The organism is Bacillus sp. KNSH39 (assembly GCF_052656585.1).
The window spans coordinates 2,700,224-2,718,266 of the sequence record NZ_JBQXYO010000001.1 but is presented as its reverse complement, the minus strand read 5'-3'; the positions used below and the strand labels follow the sequence as shown (position 1 = coordinate 2,718,266).

At 36.1% G+C, this 18,043-nt stretch carries 19 protein-coding genes; 17 read left to right on the top strand and 2 right to left on the bottom strand.

The genetic code is table 11. The features are described 5' to 3' along the window. The first annotated feature begins 114 nt into the window (after window positions 1-114). The 17 genes from yqfD (at window position 115) to ACUL40_RS13785 (ending at window position 16,089) form a co-directional block, all read left to right on the top strand. Window positions 115-1,314 (top strand): sporulation protein YqfD, encoded by a 1,200-nt coding sequence (gene yqfD / locus ACUL40_RS13865; protein WP_000792498.1) that lies wholly within the window; start codon window positions 115-117, stop codon window positions 1,312-1,314. Window positions 1,315-1,317: 3 nt separating this feature from the next. Next, window positions 1,318-2,277 (top strand): PhoH family protein, encoded by a 960-nt coding sequence (locus ACUL40_RS13860; protein ID WP_000840501.1) that lies wholly within the window; start codon window positions 1,318-1,320, stop codon window positions 2,275-2,277. Between the two features lie 194 nt (window positions 2,278-2,471). Further along, the gene (locus ACUL40_RS13855) at window positions 2,472-4,616 is read left to right on the top strand and encodes an HD family phosphohydrolase (RefSeq protein WP_000091510.1); all 2,145 of its coding nucleotides are present in this window, start codon (window positions 2,472-2,474) and stop codon (window positions 4,614-4,616) included. Continuing rightward, on the top strand, window positions 4,613-5,083 hold the full coding sequence (ybeY, locus tag ACUL40_RS13850; protein ID WP_001050397.1) for an rRNA maturation RNase YbeY: 471 nt from the start codon (window positions 4,613-4,615) through the stop codon (window positions 5,081-5,083). Before ACUL40_RS13855 ends, ybeY begins: the two co-directional genes overlap by 4 nt. Continuing rightward, the gene (locus ACUL40_RS13845) at window positions 5,080-5,433 is read left to right on the top strand and encodes a diacylglycerol kinase family protein (protein ID WP_000715464.1); all 354 of its coding nucleotides are present in this window, start codon (window positions 5,080-5,082) and stop codon (window positions 5,431-5,433) included. Before ybeY ends, ACUL40_RS13845 begins: the two co-directional genes overlap by 4 nt. Window positions 5,434-5,532: 99 nt before the next feature. Then, window positions 5,533-5,931, top strand: a complete 399-nt coding sequence (locus tag ACUL40_RS13840) for a cytidine deaminase (RefSeq protein ID WP_079004400.1) — start codon at window positions 5,533-5,535, stop codon at window positions 5,929-5,931. After that, window positions 5,924-6,829 (top strand): GTPase Era, encoded by a 906-nt coding sequence (gene era, locus ACUL40_RS13835; RefSeq protein ID WP_001080230.1) that lies wholly within the window; start codon window positions 5,924-5,926, stop codon window positions 6,827-6,829. Before ACUL40_RS13840 ends, era begins: the two co-directional genes overlap by 8 nt. 176 nt (window positions 6,830-7,005) lie before the next feature. Next, on the top strand, window positions 7,006-7,149 hold the full coding sequence (locus ACUL40_RS13830) for a YqzL family protein (RefSeq protein ID WP_000883924.1): 144 nt from the start codon (window positions 7,006-7,008) through the stop codon (window positions 7,147-7,149). 33 nt (window positions 7,150-7,182) lie between these two features. Further along, window positions 7,183-7,929 (top strand): DNA repair protein RecO, encoded by a 747-nt coding sequence (gene recO / locus ACUL40_RS13825; protein ID WP_000487009.1) that lies wholly within the window; start codon window positions 7,183-7,185, stop codon window positions 7,927-7,929. Between the two features lie 107 nt (window positions 7,930-8,036). Then, window positions 8,037-8,669, top strand: a complete 633-nt coding sequence (locus ACUL40_RS13820; protein ID WP_000583756.1) for a helix-turn-helix transcriptional regulator — start codon at window positions 8,037-8,039, stop codon at window positions 8,667-8,669. A gap of 29 nt (window positions 8,670-8,698) precedes the next feature. Next, complete coding sequence (locus ACUL40_RS13815; RefSeq protein ID WP_000368944.1) at window positions 8,699-9,511, top strand: pyruvate, water dikinase regulatory protein; 813 nt, start codon at window positions 8,699-8,701, stop codon at window positions 9,509-9,511. Window positions 9,512-10,146: 635 nt separating this feature from the next. Continuing rightward, entirely contained in the window at window positions 10,147-10,290 is a 144-nt protein-coding gene (locus ACUL40_RS13810; protein ID WP_000479733.1) for a hypothetical protein, read from the top strand. Between the two features lie 81 nt (window positions 10,291-10,371). Continuing rightward, the gene (dnaG, locus tag ACUL40_RS13805) at window positions 10,372-12,168 is read left to right on the top strand and encodes a DNA primase (RefSeq protein WP_000528221.1); all 1,797 of its coding nucleotides are present in this window, start codon (window positions 10,372-10,374) and stop codon (window positions 12,166-12,168) included. A gap of 59 nt (window positions 12,169-12,227) precedes the next feature. Then, on the top strand, window positions 12,228-13,355 hold the full coding sequence (gene rpoD, locus ACUL40_RS13800) for an RNA polymerase sigma factor RpoD (protein WP_000764065.1): 1,128 nt from the start codon (window positions 12,228-12,230) through the stop codon (window positions 13,353-13,355). Window positions 13,356-13,741: 386 nt separating this feature from the next. Further along, window positions 13,742-14,098, top strand: a complete 357-nt coding sequence (gene cccA / locus ACUL40_RS13795; protein WP_000828141.1) for a cytochrome c550 — start codon at window positions 13,742-13,744, stop codon at window positions 14,096-14,098. Between the two features lie 165 nt (window positions 14,099-14,263). Beyond that, window positions 14,264-14,971: a tRNA (adenine(22)-N(1))-methyltransferase gene (locus ACUL40_RS13790; protein WP_001006542.1), complete on the top strand. Its 708-nt coding sequence runs from the start codon at window positions 14,264-14,266 to the stop codon at window positions 14,969-14,971. Further along, window positions 14,968-16,089, top strand: coding sequence for a Nif3-like dinuclear metal center hexameric protein (locus ACUL40_RS13785; protein WP_000036244.1), 1,122 nt, complete (start codon window positions 14,968-14,970; stop codon window positions 16,087-16,089). The genes ACUL40_RS13790 and ACUL40_RS13785 overlap by 4 nt, the downstream gene beginning before the upstream one ends. 40 nt (window positions 16,090-16,129) lie before the next feature. On the opposite strand, the gene ACUL40_RS13780 is transcribed toward ACUL40_RS13785, so the two are convergent. Further along, window positions 16,130-17,080 (bottom strand): 4-hydroxy-3-methylbut-2-enyl diphosphate reductase, encoded by a 951-nt coding sequence (locus ACUL40_RS13780; RefSeq protein ID WP_000706662.1) that lies wholly within the window; start codon window positions 17,078-17,080, stop codon window positions 16,130-16,132. A gap of 89 nt (window positions 17,081-17,169) precedes the next feature. Further along, entirely contained in the window at window positions 17,170-17,904 is a 735-nt protein-coding gene (locus ACUL40_RS13775) for a YqfQ family protein (RefSeq protein ID WP_000484167.1), read from the bottom strand. Window positions 17,905-18,043: the final 139 nt, after the last annotated feature.

Below are 18,043 nucleotides of genomic sequence, written 5' to 3'. Positions count from 1 at the left end.
TCCGTTGATAGAGACTGATTACAGTTTTACTCTGTTTTATTTTAGTACGAGCTATTTTAATGCTTCAAATAAAAAGTAGTATATCTACTTTTAGAAAGGTAGTGAAGGTGGTAAATGAAAAATAAATGGTTTATAAAGTGGCTTGGATATGTAAAAGTGCGAATTGAAGGTAGAGGAGCGGAACGGTTTGTTAATGAATGTGTACGGAGGAATTTATTAGTTTGGGATGTTAAAAAGATAGCTGATGAAACGTTAGTTTTTTGTATGTTGTTACGCGATGTGAAAAAAATAAAACCAATTTATAGAAAAAATGAATGTAAATTATATTTTATTGGACGTTATGGTTTTCCTTTTTGGAATAAACGTTTAATTAAAAACAGTGGATTTTTAATTGGTTTTTTAATTTTCTTTTTTGGTGTGATTGCAATGTCAAATATGGTTTGGAAAATTGAAATTACAGGAGCTAAACCTGAAACAGAATATATATTGATGAAAGAATTGGATAAAATGGGTATTAAAAAAGGGAAACTACAATTTCAAATGCCGAATGTAGAAGATGTACAACGCCATTTGACAGATAATATTAATGCCATTACTTGGGCGGGACTAGAAGTAAGGGGAACGACTTATCATTTTAAAATTGTTGAAAAAAACGAACCGAAGAAAGAAAAGGAACAAAGGCCGCAAAATTTAGTAGCAAAAAAAGAAGCGATTATTACAAAAACGTTTGTAGAAGTTGGAAAGCCGGTTGTACTGAAAAATGATCATGTAGAAAAAGGACAGATTCTCGTATCGGGAATATATGGTAATGAGGAAAGTCCGACGATTGTTTCAGCGAAAGGTATTGTATATGGCGAAACGTGGTATACATCTAAGGTGGATGTCCCGTTAAAGACGCAATTCCAAGTGTATACTGGTAATGTATACAATGAACATTTTCTTAAATTCGGGGATACGAAAATAAAAATATGGGGATTTCAGCATGATAAGTATAAACGCTCTCGTACTGAAAGTGTAAAGCATGATGTGAAATTATTTGGTTTTACACTGCCGATTGCATATGAAAAAGATGTTGTGAGAGAAGAGGAAGAAGCGAATCGAGAATATACAGAAAAGCAAGCGCTGAAAGTAGCGAAGGAGATGGCCGAAAAAGAACTAAAGAAAAAATTGGATGAACATGCTATGATTGTAAGTGATAAGATTTTGAGTAAAGAGGTTGAGGCGGATCAACTAAAAGTTACATTGCATTATACTGTGGTTGAAAATATTGCAGAGCCACAACCAATATCCGAATCCGATATTCAAGGAGACTGAGTAATGGCAGAACAATTAGTAGAAATGAACCAACAATTGGAAAATGCTAACGAAGCAATCGCTCTTTTTGGAGTTAATGATGCGCATTTAAAAGTAATTGAACGAGAACTGAATGTATCGATCGTAACTAGAGGAGAAACTGTTCATGTATCTGGGGCAGTTGAAACGGTGGCACTCGTAGAAAAAATCTTACAGCAATTACTTGTTGTAATTCGTAAAAGTATATCAATTTCAGAGAGAGATGTTGCGTATGCGATTCAGCTTGCACAACAAGGGAAAATTGCTCAATTTGAAGAGTTATATGAGGAAGAAATTTTCAAGACTGCAAAAGGTAAATCCATTCGTGTAAAAACAATGGGGCAAAGAAGATATATTCATGCGATGAAGAAGAATGATATTGTCTTTGGGATAGGGCCTGCAGGAACTGGAAAAACATATTTAGCTGTAGTAATGGCTGTGAGGGCTTTAAAACAAGGATATGTAAAGAAAATTATTTTAACAAGACCTGCTGTAGAAGCTGGAGAAAATTTAGGTTTTTTACCAGGGGATTTGAAAGAGAAGGTAGATCCATACTTACGCCCGTTATATGATGCTTTACATGATATTCTTGGACAAGAATATACGCAGCGTATGATGGAGCGAGGAGTAATTGAAATAGCTCCGCTTGCTTATATGAGGGGGCGTACGCTTGATGATTCATTTGTTATTTTAGATGAGGCTCAAAATACAACGGGTGCTCAAATAAAAATGTTTTTAACAAGATTAGGTTTTAGTTCTAAAATGGTTATTACAGGGGACCCTTCACAAGTAGACTTGCCAAAAGGGGTAAAATCAGGGCTATCTATAGCTGCTAATATTTTATCTGGTGTATCAGGTCTGTCATTTATTACATTAGAACAAACGGACGTTGTGAGACATCCATTGGTGCAACGTATTATTGAGGCATATGATAAAATGGAATGATCCTATTTGTCAGGATCATTTCTTTTTGTATGATAAGGTTGGCGAACGTCATATTTTTTACTATCATGAAAGATAAGGAAAATAAACTATTGGTACTAGTGTATAAAATATTGCCTCAAAGTATCGTTTGGTAGAAGAAATGAAAGCTATAAATAGTTTCACTTTATTTCTGGAGAGGAGAAGGTATTGAAATCATGTCAAGATCTCAAGAAATTTCTAAGTGGTTTCGTAATTTACAACATTCGAAAAAACTAAGTTGGATTTCTTACGTTGTGTTAGGAGCAGTGCTGTTTTTTGCGCTTATGAATAATGTAAAACCAGAACAATTAGATGTTAATATGTATTCTATTGCGAAAAAGACAATCCATTCTCCTATAAAAATTGAAGATAAAGTTACAACGGATAAAAAGAAAAAAGAAGCCGCTACAAAAGTTGAAGATCAATATACATATAAAAGTGAGTATAAACAAAACAAAGTTGATATTGTGAATGACGTCTTTGCTAAAGTGGATGAAGTGGTGCAAGAGATTAAAGCTGTTGGACCGGATGATCAAAAAAAGATGACTGATGCTGAGAAAGTGGACAAGTTAAAAAAGAAACTACCCGCTGACTTAACGAAAGAGTTATCTGATTCAAACTTACTGAATTTGATTAATGCAGATCCGAGCCAATTAGTATTAGCGAAAGATGCTGCGGTCACAGCGATTAATAGTATCATGACTGAGCATATTAAAATGGACGAATTGAAAGATGCGAAAGAACGATATGTAAGTGAGATGAATAGTGTTAATGTTGATAATGGTTTAAAAGAATCAATTAAGGCGCTAGGAAGATATGCAATTTCAGCTAACTATTTTTATGACCCAATCTTAACGAAAGAGAAGAGAAAAGCAGAGGAAGATTTAGTTCCACCTGTTTATATTCTTCAAGGACAAGTTCTTGTTAGAGAAGGTGAAACAATTTCAAGTGATGTGTATAATCAGTTGAAATTAGTTGGTTTGTTAGAAAAAGGGAACGGTTTTCAACCTTATGTTGGATTAGCGGTACTCATTGGTGTGTTACTATACTTTATGCATAAACAATTTGAATTATTTTTAAAGAGAAAAAGAGAAGATAGACCGTATGTTTTAGCGTATATTACAATTTTGTCTATCACAATCGTCTTAATGAAAATCATTAGTTTGTTTCAAAAACTTGAATACGCAGGGATTGCATATGTTGTCCCAGTTGCGATGGGAACAATACTTGTAAAACTAATGATTGGTGATCGATTTGTCTTTTTAACGAGTATGATTTTTTCTGTATGCGGAAGTATTATGTTTAATGAAGGAGTAACGAGTACATTAAATTATAGTGTAGGGATTTACGTATTGTTAAGTTCGTTATCGGTTAGTATTTTCTTGCGAGAAAAAAATCGTCGTACAATGATTTTACAAGCTGGTATACTCGTTTCTGTATTAAATGTAGTCGTATTGGCGGCGCTTTTATTATTACGTAATGGGAATTTTTCGCCTCTTGAAATTGGTACGCAATTATTAATGGCTTCACTTTCAGGGATTATATCATCCGTTTTGGCTATGGGGATTTTACCATATTTAGAAAGTGGACTTGGAATCGTATCAAGTATGAAGCTTATGGAACTATCAAGTCCAAATCATCCGCTTTTACGCAGAATTTTGTTAGAAGCGCCAGGGACATATCATCATAGTGTAATGGTAGCGAATCTTTCTGAGGCTGCTTGTGAAGCAGTTGGGGCAAATGGTGTATTAGCGCGTGTAGGGGCATATTATCATGATGTAGGAAAAACAGTACAACCGCAATTCTTTATTGAAAACCAAATGGGAATTAAAAACCCGCATGATAAATTAGATCCTGTAACGAGTAAAGATATTATAATTGCTCACGTAACGGATGGAGTAAGAATGCTCGAAGAATATCATATTCCACAAGAAATTATTGATATCGCTGGGCAACATCACGGTACAACGTTACTGAAATATTTTTATTATAAAGCTATTAAAGAAGATAAAGAAAAATATACAGAAGAGATGTTCCGTTATCCAGGTTCAAAAGCAACTTCGAAAGAATCGGCAATTGTTGGTATTGCTGATAGTGTAGAAGCTGCGGTACGTTCTATGAATCACCCAACGCCAGAACAAATTAATAATTTGGTGCAAAGTATTATTAAAGATCGACTGCAAGACGGTCAATTTAGTGAATGTGATTTGACGTTTAAGGAACTACAAATCGTTGGAAAAACGTTGTGTGAAACGTTAAATGGTATTTTCCATTCGCGTATTACATATCCGGAACCTCCGGAAGAAAAGGAGAAAGAATGAATTTGTTAATTGATTTTATTGATGAAACAGAAGAAGTAAAAGAAGAGTATATGAGTTTAATTCGTGAAGTGTTAGAAAAAGCAGCTCAAATGGAAAATATCGAGGATGGTGCGGAGGTATCGGTGACATTTGTAGATAATGAGCGCATTAGAGAAATTAATCGTGATTACCGAGATAAAGATCAACCTACAGATGTAATATCCTTTGCCATGGAAGAGATGGGAGAAGGAGAAATGGAGATTGTTGGTGCAGAGATGCCGCGCATGTTAGGGGATCTTATTATCTCTATTCCAAGGGCGAAAGAGCAAGCTGAAGAGTACGGACATTCTTTCGATCGTGAACTTGGATTTTTGGCGTTACATGGCTTTTTACATTTACTTGGTTATGATCACATGACAGAAGAAGATGAAAAAGAAATGTTCGGAAGACAAAAAGAAATTTTAGAAGCTTTTGGATTAGGACGATGAAAAAAGGAAAACTTATAGATAGTTTTGGATATGCTATAGCTGGTATATTCTTTTGTTTTCGTCATGAACGAAATATGAAAATCCATTATTTAGCCGCAGTCATTGTTATATGCTGCGGCTTTTATTTCCATATTACGAAAATAGAGTGGATGATATTACTTATTGTAATAGGGAGTGTAATGAGTTTAGAGATGGTAAATACGGCTGTGGAAAAAACGGTAGATTTAGCGACTGCCGATATTCATCCGTTTGCAAAAATTGCAAAGGATGTTGCGGCAGGAGCGGTTTTATTGTTTGCAATTATAGCTGTTATAATTGGTGCTATTATCTTTTTACCGTATATGGTATAGTTGCATTCCGAAGCTTTTATTAAGCTTTGGAAGTGCCGTAAGGGCCTTTAATGAGAGAGTGTATCTCTTCATAGCTGTGAACAGGAAGGATGCGGGAATATGAATAGTAAACAATTAATTCTAGAAGCAATCGAAGCGCGTAAACAAGCGTACGTACCATATTCTAAATTTCAAGTAGGTGCAGCATTATTAACGCGCGATGGAAAAGTGTATCGTGGATGTAATGTTGAGAATGCATCATATGGCTTATGTAATTGTGCTGAAAGAACAGCTTTATTTAAGGCGGTTTCTGAAGGGGATAACGAATTTGTAGCCATTGCGGTTGTAGCAGATACAAAGCGTCCAGTACCTCCTTGTGGAGCATGTCGACAAGTTATGGTAGAATTATGTAAACAGGATACGAAAGTATACTTATCAAACTTACATGGTGACATTCAAGAGACGACAGTCGGAGAATTGTTACCAGGAGCATTTTTAGCGGAGGATTTACATGAATAGAAAAGGTTATAAATCAGGTTTTGTCTCTATTATTGGCAGACCGAATGTTGGAAAATCTACATTTTTAAACCGTATTATCGGCCAGAAAATTGCTATTATGAGTGATAAGCCACAAACGACTCGTAATAAAATTCAAGGTGTATATACAGAAAATGATGCACAAGTTATTTTCATTGATACACCAGGAATACATAAACCTAAACATAAATTAGGCGACTTCATGGTAAAGATGGCGCAAACGACATTAAAAGAAGTTGATATTGTTCTGTTTATGGTTAATGCAGTTGAAGGATTTGGTCGTGGTGAGGAATTCATCATTGAGAAATTAAAAGAAACGAAACAACCAGTATTTTTAGTCATTAATAAAATTGACCAACTTCATCCAGAGCAATTACTAGAGTTAATTGATCAATATCGTAAACTACATGAATTTGCAGAGATTGTACCAATTTCTGCGTTAGACGGTAATAATGTGGACGCTTTAATTGGAACAATTAAAAAGTATTTACCAGAAGGACCACAATACTATCCAGAGAATCAAGTAACGGATCATCCGGAGAGATTTATTATTGCAGAGCTTATTCGTGAGAAAGTACTACATTTAACACGTGAAGAAGTGCCGCATTCTGTGGCTGTTGTTATCGATGCGATTCAAAAGCGTGAGGGCGGGGCAGTTTATATAAATGCAACGATTGTTGTTGAACGTGCATCACAAAAAGGAATCATCATCGGAAAACAAGGGAAAATGTTAAAAGAAGTTGGTAAGCGAGCTCGTTTTGATATTGAAGCGCTACTTGGTTCTAAAGTATTTTTAGAAGTATGGGTAAAAGTGCAAAAAGATTGGCGTAATAAAATGTCTCAGCTTCGTGACCTAGGTTTCCGCGAGGATGAGTACTAAAATAGAGTAAAGTTGTAATCAGTGGATGGTTGGTTCATCCACTGATTATTGGTTTTTATGAACTTTGATAAATTAGGAAAAATTTTTCTCACATGAAAATGGACAAAATGGGTCAATTTAATAACAACAAAGGAAATTGGTTTATAGGCTACGCTTATTGAGAAAGGTGGATTCTTATGCTAGATTTTACCTGGAAGTTTTTCTCCAAAACAGGAAGCATTGAAACGTACTTGCTTTTGAAAGAAATGGAAAAAGACGTAAACGATGAGATGGATCAACATGAAGAGGAGCTAGCGCATCTAGACTCTCCAATTTCTTGACCCGTTTTGTTCAAACCTTGGATGGTGACGAACATGTTTCAAAAAGTTGAGGGCATCGTTATCCGTACGACAGATTACGGAGAAACGAACAAAATTGTTACAATATTCTCAAGAGAACTTGGTAAGGTAAGTGCAATGGCAAGAGGGGCAAAAAAACCGAAAAGCCGATTAGCATCTGTGTCGCAATTAATGACACATGGCCATTTTCTAATTCAAATGGGATCTGGGCTTGGAACATTGCAACAAGGCGAGATTATTTCAACTATGAAAGAAATTCGCGAGGATATATTTTTAACTGCTTATGCATCATTTATTGTTGAGTTAACTGATAAAGCAACAGAAGATAAAAAACATAATCCGTATTTATTTGAAATGTTATATCAAACGTTGCATTATATGTGTGAGGGTGTTGATCCAGAAGTATTATCATTAATTTATCAAACGAAAATGCTTCCGGTATTAGGGATGCGCCCGTACTTTGATACATGTGCGATTTGTCATCAAGAAACAGACTTTGTCGCCTTCTCCGTCAGGGAAGGCGGTTTTCTGTGCTCACGTCATGCAGAGCAAGACCCATATCGTATACCGGTAGGAGAAGCTGTTCATAAATTATTACGTCTTTTCTTCCATTTCGATTTACATAGGCTCGGAAATGTATCGGTAAAGGATAGCACAAAAAAACAAATGCGTTTAGTATTGAATACATATTATGATGAATATTGCGGAATTTATTTGAAATCAAGACGTTTTTTAGAACAACTTGATAAGTTTCAAATATAATTTTGGGCCGTATACGGTCCTTTTTACATACTTTCTTTTTCGAATAGCATATTTAGTATATAATATTTAAGAGATAGTATAACTTTTTTCGTTGTGCATTAAAGGTGGTGATTATCATAGAGCTGAATAAACGGCAAGAACATATCATTCAGATTGTAAAAGATCACGGTCCTATTACAGGGGAATCAATTGCAGCGCAATTGGGTCTAACACGTGCGACGCTAAGACCAGACTTAGCAATTTTAACGATGGCTGGTTATTTAGAAGCACGTCCACGCGTAGGTTATTTTTATACGGGTAAAACTGGGGGGCAGCTATTATCTGAAGCTGTTAAGAAAATTAAAGTACAAGATTATCAATCTAGACCGGTTGTAATTGATAAAAATGTTTCCGTATACGATGCAATTTGTACGATGTTTTTAGAGGACGTTGGTACATTGTTCGTTGTAGATCAGATGACTCTATTAGTTGGTGTTGTGTCTCGTAAAGATTTATTAAGAGCGAGCTTAGGAAAGCAGGATTTAACCTCTCTTCCGGTTAATATTATCATGACAAGGATGCCAAACATTGCGATGTGTCGTAGAGAGGATTCTTTATATGATATTGCGATGGAATTAATAGAAAGACAGATTGATGCAATGCCAGTTGTAAAAGATACGAAACAAGGTTTAGAAGTGATTGGGCGAATTACAAAAACAAATATTACACGTGCGTTTGTAAATTTAGTAAATAACGAATAAGTGTAATTTGTTTAAAGTGAGGTAATGTAATGGATAATAAAATCGTATATGTCGTATCTGACTCTGTAGGGGAAACGGCTGATTTGGTTGTTCGAGCAGCAATGGGGCAATTCCCATTTGCTCCTGATATTAGACGTGTACCGTATGTAGAAGATACAGGGACATTAAAAGAAGTGATTTCGATTGCTAAGAGTAATCAAGCACTTATATGTTTTACGTTAGTTAAGCCTGATATGCGCCAGTATTTAGTAACAGAGGCTGCAAAAGAAGGGGTAGAGGCATACGATATTATCGGCCCTCTTATTGATCAAATTGAAGAAATTACGGGGCAAGTGCCGAGATATGAGCCAGGTGTTGTCCGTAGGTTAGATGAAGAATACTTTAAAAAGATTGAAGCGATTGAGTTTGCTGTGAAGTATGATGACGGCAGAGATGCACGAGGTATTTTAAAAGCAGATATCGTGTTGATTGGTGTTTCGCGTACATCAAAAACACCACTTTCCCAATATTTAGCTCATAACAAACGCTTGAAAGTTGCGAATGTACCACTCGTGCCAGAAGTTGACCCACCTGAAGAACTATATCAAGTGGCAAAAGAAAAATGTTTCGGTTTGAAAATTACGCCAGATAAGTTAAATCATATTCGAAAAGAACGATTAAAATCACTTGGATTAAGTGATGGAGCAACATATGCAAATATTAATCGTATTCAAGAAGAAATTGATCATTTTGAGGAAGTAATTAGTAAAATAAATTGCCAAGTAATCGATGTATCGAATAAAGCGATTGAAGAAACAGCAAATATTATTGTGAATGCAGTGCAAAACCAAAAAATGTTTTAGCACATTTACCAAAGGTGAATGTGCTTTTTTCGCTCGTGTGAAATATGATACCTATGGATTTTGTAATAGATTGTAGTGTAATGGTTATACTTATACTCCTTTGTCTTTTAGTATATTCAAGGTGTGAGTTTGTCATCCTGAAATGTAAGATGAAAAAATAAAGGGATATGTAGCGTAGTTGAAGAAAATATATTATAATAAAAAATTGTGATAAAAACCTATATTTTACGTTTAGACTTTAATTTTTCAGAATAAACTAGGGATAGGATTTACGAAAAAGACATGTAATTACGTTAAATCGACAAAATCTATACAAGAAAACGCACATTATGGAAGGATTCACAGAAGGGATGTAGAATACAGAAATATGCAAAACATCAACAACATATTAGTTGGTGTAGATGTATATCCCGTGAAGGCTGAAATTGTGCAAGTTGGAGCGGAATTTCATGTCGGAATTTTGTTTGTCGCATCATATGCTCATCCTTTAAGGAAATAGCAAGGCAATTGGATCATTGTAGATACTGAACAAAATGGAGTTGATTGTTATATGGATCAACATGAAAAAGTTACAGATCTCAAGATCAAACAGTATATGTGGCTTGCTACTCTTCTTGGAAAAAGGTGTATATGTATTGTTTCTAAGAGATACATTTGTAACAGATGAGCAAATGTATACAATTTTATATAGCAAGTATGTATATGCGATTTATGCAGATAAAGGACCTATAGGAAAGGTTCAAAATCGTTTATACAATGTAATCGGCAACACTTTCTAACAAGTTTAGAAAAATATTGTCGAATTATAAAGGAATTTTTTAATTTATATCGAATACAAAATACGACACGGAGATGGAGTTATGGGGAACAGAATTCCCGAAGAAGTTGTTGAACAGATTCGGACATCATCCGATATTGTAGAAGTCATTGGTGAATACGTTCAACTTAGAAAACAGGGGCGTAACTATTTCGGCCTTTGTCCATTTCATGGTGAGAATTCTCCTTCATTCTCTGTTTCATCTGATAAGCAAATTTTTCATTGCTTCGGATGTGGAGAAGGTGGAAATGTATTTTCCTTTCTAATGAAAATGGAAGGACTGGCTTTTACCGAGGCTGTTCAAAAGCTAGGCGAAAGAAATGGAATTGCGGTTGCAGAGTACACATCAGGACAAGGACAACAAGAAGACATATCTGATGACACTGTCATCATGCAACAAGCTCATGAATTATTGAAAAAGTATTATCATCATTTATTAGTAAATACGGAAGAGGGAAATGAAGCACTTTCATATTTATTAAACCGTGGTATTACGAAAGAGATGATTGAGAAGTTTGAAATTGGTTATGCATCACCTGCTTGGGATGCGGCGACGAAAATTTTACAAAAAAGAGGTTTATCGCTGTCTAGTATGGAACAAGCTGGCCTTCTAATAAGAAGTGAGAAGGATGGTAGTCATTACGATCGCTTCCGTGGAAGAGTTATGTTCCCGATCTATACGTTACAAGGTAAGGTGATAGCGTTTAGTGGAAGGGCGTTAGGGGATGACACTCCGAAATATTTAAATAGCCCTGAAACACCGATTTTTCACAAAAGTAAATTGTTGTATAACTTCCACCAAGCAAGACCGTTTATTAGAAAGCGTGGGCAAGTGGTTCTTTTTGAAGGATATGCCGATGTACTAGCTGCGGTAAAAAGTGGTGTGGAAGAAGCTGTTGCGACAATGGGAACAGCTTTAACTGAAGAACAAGCAAAACTTCTGCGACGTAACGTTGAAACTGTTGTTCTTTGCTATGATGGTGATAAAGCAGGGCGAGAAGCGACGATGAAAGCAGGGCAATTATTGCTAAAAGTTGGTTGCCAAGTGAAAGTCACATCCTTGCCAGATAAGCTTGATCCTGATGAATATGTGCAACAATATGGGACTACCGCTTTTGAAAATCTTGTGAAATCAAGTGTGAGTTTTGTTGGTTTTAAAATAAATTATTTGCGTTTAGGGAAAAATTTGCAAGATGAGTCTGGCAAAGAAGAATATGTGAAAAGTGTTTTAAAAGAGTTATCGTTGTTACAAGATGCGATGCAGGCGGAGTCATATTTGAAGTCATTATCGCAAGAATTTTCGTATTCAATGGAAACACTTTTGAATCAATTGCACCAATATCGCAAAGAACAAAAGGTACAGCAAAAACAAATAAAGCAGGTTGCTAAACCGTCTCAAGTCGTTCAAACAAAACCGAAGTTAACAGGTTTTGAAAGAGCGGAAAGAGAAATTATTTACCATATGTTGCAAAGTGCAGAAGTAGCTGTTCGTATGGAATCCCATATAGAAGATTTTCATACGGAAGAACATAAAGGGATTTTATATGAACTATACGCATATTATGAAAAGGGAAATGAACCTTCAGTCGGAACATTTTTAAGTTGGCTCTCTGATGAAAAGTTGAAAAATATTATCACTGATATTTCGACGGATGAATTTATTAATCCAGAATACACAGAAGAAGTGTTACAAGGCCATTTGGAGACGCTTAGGCGGCATCAGGAAAAACTTGAAAAGATGGAGATCATCTTTAAAGTGAAACAAATGGAAAAAACAGATCCTGTAGAGGCTGCTAAATATTATGTAGCATATTTACAAAATCAAAAAGCGAGAAAATAGCTTTTTTGATAAAGTTTTAGTATAATGAATGTTTGTATCTCGCGTAAGGAGGGGAACAGATGGCTGACAAACCAGCTCGTTCTAAACAAATTGAAACTGAAATGACCCTTGAGCAAGTGAAAGAACAACTCACTGAGCTCGGAAAAAAACGTGGCGTTCTTACATATGAAGAGATTGCAGAACGCATGAATGGATTTGAAATTGAATCCGATCAAATGGATGAATACTATGAATATTTAGGTGAACAAGGCATTGACTTAGTTGGTGATAATGACAACGAAGAAGGCCCTAATAATCGCCAAATTTCAAAAACAGAAGAAGAGTTTGACCTCAATGATTTAAGTGTACCACCAGGGGTTAAAATCAACGATCCTGTTCGTATGTATTTAAAAGAAATTGGTCGTGTAGACTTACTATCTGCAGAAGAAGAAATTCGACTTGCAACGCGTATTGAAGAAGGCGATGAAGAAGCAAAACGTCGTCTTGCAGAAGCAAACTTACGTCTTGTAGTAAGTATTGCAAAGCGCTATGTAGGCCGTGGTATGCTTTTCTTAGACTTAATTCAAGAAGGTAATATGGGTCTAATTAAAGCTGTTGAAAAGTTCGATTATCGTAAAGGTTTCAAATTTAGTACGTATGCAACTTGGTGGATTCGCCAAGCTATTACACGTGCCATTGCAGACCAAGCGCGAACAATTCGTATTCCAGTCCATATGGTTGAAACGATTAACAAGTTAATTCGTGTACAACGCCAATTATTACAAGATTTAGGTCGTGAACCGTCTCCTGAAGAGATTGGTGAAGAAATGGATCTTGCTCCAGAAAAAGTACGTGAAATCTTAAAAATTGCACAGGAGCCAGTTTCTCTTGAAACACCAATTGGTGAAGAAGATGACTCCCATTTAGGTGACTTTATTGAAGACCAAGAAGCAACATCGCCTGCGGACCATGCAGCCTATGAATTGCTAAAAGAACAATTAGAAGATGTGTTAGATACGCTAACAGATCGTGAAGAAAATGTTCTACGTCTTCGTTTCGGTTTAGATGATGGACGAACTCGTACGCTTGAAGAAGTTGGGAAAGTATTTGGCGTAACAAGAGAGCGTATCCGTCAAATTGAAGCAAAAGCACTTCGCAAATTAAGACATCCAAGCCGTAGTAAGCGTCTTAAGGATTTCTTAGAATAGGTTATTTTTTAAGTTTACTTCACCATTGTGAAGTAAACTTTTTTATTTTGTTAATTTTTGTTAAAATTTAGCTATCGGCAACGATTACAATTTCTTGTAATTTATTTTACAGAATTGTCTTTTGATTTGCAAATGCTCATTTTTCGATTTTTCGATTAATTTTGTTTATTCTATACAAAAATATATGTAGAAAAGCGAAAAATATGATGAGAAACGTTAATAATTATCGAAATAATAAGCGATATGACAATAAAAAACAATAAACTGAATTTATGGAATATTTTTAACAAGTGGTAGTTTACTCTTTTCTGATAGAGCGTTTTCAAGTACAATGGAAATGACTGAATCATCTAACTATTTAGGGGTATAGAGGGGGGAGAAGAGATATGAAACGTAATCCGCTGATTCCGTTCGCTCTTATTGCAGCATTGGGTATTATCGTTATGTTTGTATTTTCATTTCAGGGGCTAAATAAATCTAAAGAGTTAGCTGATGCAAAAAATGGCGGGAAGCCAGCACAAACGGCATCAAAACCAGAAGATATTGTGAAGCAAAGCTGTACGAGCTGCCATGGTGATCAGTTACAAGGGGCAGTTGGACCTAACTTGCAAAAAATTGGTGGGAAACTTTCAAAGGATGAAATTAAAGAAATTCTTTCGAAAGGAAAAGGCAATATGCCTGCCAATATAGTTCCAGCTGATCAAGCCGCTAAAGTAGCTGATTGGTTATCGAAGAAAAAATAAAGTTCCGTATGACAAGCCTTTTGCTTATGCAAAGGGCTTGTTTTTCTATATTTTCTAAAATACGATGAATGATAGAGCAGTGAATTGTTGTTATGGGCTTGCAACAACTACTATAAATTCATTATCATGGAGACAGACTGACAAGAGAAGGAGTAATGGAAATACATGAATGAAGTAAAGCTTTCAAAACGATTAGAAGAAGTTGTACGTGAAATACCAGTAGGATCTACAGTCGCTGATATTGGATCGGATCATGCGTATTTACCGTGTTATACAATTATAAATAATATTGCTACAAAAGCAGTTGCAGGAGAGGTCGTAGATGGACCATTTCGCTCTGCGCAAGCAACTGTAGCTGAAAGTGGTTTACAAGATAAAGTAGATGTGCGTAAAGGGAATGGATTAGCTGTTATCGCACCAGGAGAAGTAGATGTAATTACAGTTGCCGGAATGGGCGGAGCGTTAATTCGTGACATTTTAGAAAGTGGTAAAGAAAAATTAGAAGGTGTAACACGTTTAATTTTACAGCCTAATATTGCAGCGCATCATATTCGTGAATGGTTTATTGAGAATGGTTGGGAGCTTATCCATGAAAAAATCGTAAAAGAAGATGGGAAAATTTACGAAATTTTAGTAGGGGAGCGAGGAAATGTTGCAGCGCCTTACTCTGAAAATAAACAAGCTGAATTGTTTATGGGACCATTTTTAATAACAGAAAAAAGTGAAGCCTTCGTTGAAAAATGGGAAGGAGAATTAAAAAACTTCCAAAATATTTTAAAACAGTTAGAACGTGCAGCTGATTCTGAAGAAACAAAAGCGAAGCGTGGGGAAGTAGAAGCGAAAATGAAAATGATAGGGGAGGTTTTATCATGAGTAAAATTCCAAATGGCCATGAAATTATTTCTTTATTTGAAAGTATGTATCCGAAGCATTTGGCGATGGAAGGAGATAAGATTGGCCTGCAGATTGGAGCGCTTAATAAACCCGTGCGGCACGTATTGATTGCGTTAGATGTAACGGAAGAAGTTGTGGATGAAGCAATTCAATTAGGGGCAAATGTCATTATTGCTCATCATCCTTTAATTTTTAACCCGTTAAAAGCGATTCATACAGATAAGGCGTATGGGAAAATTATTGAAAAGTGTATTAAAAATGATATTGCAATCTATGCAGCGCATACAAATGTGGATGTTGCTAAGGGCGGGGTAAATGATTTACTTGCTGAGGCGTTAGGATTGCAAAATACAGAAGTTTTGGCACCGACATATGCAGAAGAAATGAAAAAAGTTGTTGTGTTTGTGCCAGTCACTCATGCAGAAGAAGTAAGGAATGCATTAGGAGACGCAGGTGCTGGTCATATCGGCAATTATAGCCACTGTACGTTTAGTAGCGAGGGTACAGGCACATTTGTACCTCAAGAGGGGACAAATCCTTATATCGGGGAAACTGGACAGTTAGAACGTGTAAAAGAAGTGCGAATCGAAACGATTATTCCAGTTTCATTACAGCGGAAAGTGATTAAAGCAATGGTAACGGCGCACCCTTATGAAGAAGTAGCATACGATGTGTATCCGCTTGATAATAAAGGTGAAACGTTAGGCCTAGGAAAAATAGGATACTTACAAGAAGAAATGACGCTTGGTCAATTTGCAGAACATGTGAAACAATCATTAGACGTGAAGGGCGCAAGAGTTGTCGGTAAGTTAGACGATAAAGTGCGTAAAGTAGCTGTACTTGGTGGAGATGGTAATAAATATATAAACCAAGCGAAATTTAAAGGAGCAGATGTATATGTAACTGGTGACATGTACTATCATGTTGCTCATGATGCGATGATGCTCGGTTTAAATATAGTTGACCCAGGACATAATGTTGAAAAAGTAATGAAACAAGGTGTACAAAAGCAATTACAAGAAAAAGTGGATGCAAAGAAACTCAATGTACACATTCATGCTTCGCAGTTACATACAGATCCATTTATATTTGTATAAGAAAAATAAAAACCGTTGCTCATGCAAGCAACGGTTTTTATTATTGTTCTTTTTTCACTTTCACGCGAGGTAATATTTTTTGTAACGGTACTTTTCGAACTCTTTCCCATGTAGCGGGATTCATTGGGTTATATTGCTCTAAGAAAGCGATAACTTCTTTCGTAATTGGCGTTGGAGTAGAAGCACCTGCTGTAACAGCTACGTTTTCTACACCTTGTAGCCACTCTAATTGAATTTCGCTTACATCAGCAACTCGATATGCTTTTGTACCCGCGATTTCTTGTGATACTTGTGCTAAGCGATTTGAATTGTTACTTTTCGGATCACCAACAACAATTGTTAAGTCTGCAACATCAGCTTGTTTAGCGACAGCTTCTTGGCGAACTTGAGTTGCTAAACAAATTTCTTTATGGAATTCTGCTGTTGGGAATTTTTTTTGAATGTCCTCCATTAAATGTTGAACATCCCATTGACTCATCGTTGTTTGATTTGTTACTAAAATTTTATCTGTTGGGATTTCTAATGTTTTTAAATCATCGGCTCTTTCGATAAGGTGAACGATGTCAGGTGCAATACCAACTGCGCCTTCTGGCTCTGGATGATTTTTTTTACCGATATAAATGACATGATACCCTTCCGCTTTCTTAGCTTCGATAAGGTCATGCGTCTTGGTAACATCTGGGCAAGTAGCATCGATTGTTGTTAAACCTTTTTCTTTTGCGCGTTGTTTAACTTCTGGAGAAACACCGTGTGCAGTGAAAATAACAGTACCAGAATCAATTTTATCTAAAATTTCTAAGCGACTTGGACCGTCTAATGTGATGATTCCATCTTCTTCAAAAGCGTCTGTAACATGTTTATTGTGAACAATCATACCTAAAATATAAATGGGTCTCGGCAATGATTTATCTAATGCGGCGTTACGTGCAATTACCATTGCATCGACAACACCGTAGCAATAACCACGAGGGGAAATTTTAACAATTTTCATATGAGTAATCCTCTCCTTCTAAACAAGGGATACTTTTGTGCATAGTCTTTTACATTATAAAGGAGGAGTGGATAGAAAACAAAGGATTGTTACACATATAGTTTTGGTTTTGTTGCTGTTTGTTGAACTGGTTCTTTCGGTAACTCTTTTTCTATTACAGGTTCAATCACTATTTTCTTTCGTTTTCGTTTCTTTTTTTGAGGTGCAGGAGGCGGACTTTCTACTTCAACTGGCTCTGTTACATTTTCCGTTTGATTTTCTTCCGTGCTTTTTCCAGAGGTGAGGATTTTAACAATGCTTGGTAGACTACGCATAATAGGACCGTACTGTTCGACGACAGGACCTACAGATTGAACGACTTGGGATACTTTTTCGATGTTATTTATCATATTAGTTGGATTTGAAATTAAGTTCGAAAAAAAACTGCCGATGCCACTGCTTGCTGTTGCCGCAGCTGTAGTTGTGCCCCCGCGCGTTTCAGTTGATTCATACATTTGAGGCGGTATCATTTGCTCAGGATATTGCTGCATGTATGGTTGATATTGTGGATGTTGCTGCGGATATTGTTGTTGGTATTGCTGCGGATATTGCTGTTGATATTGGGGCGGTGGTGGTTGCTGATGCATCATCGGTTGCCCTTCCATTTGTCGGTAAGGTGGAACCATTTGCATAAAAGGCTCGGTTGGATCGTGTTTTTTAAAAAGCTTAGCAAGAAAACCTTTCTTTTTTTGTGCCATTGGTGGTAGTTGTGGAATTGGATATGGTGTATAAGGTTGCTGCCCTGGATTCGGATACATTTGCCTTGTAGGGGATTTCGGAAACATGTGAGAAATCCTCCTTTCTTCAGTTAGGTATATACACATACAATATGCAATAAAAGGGAAGAAGGTTAGTTTTTGAAGTGAAAACCTAAACTAAAGATGGATTTTACTTGTAGATTTCGATATAATGTAGACTTGACTG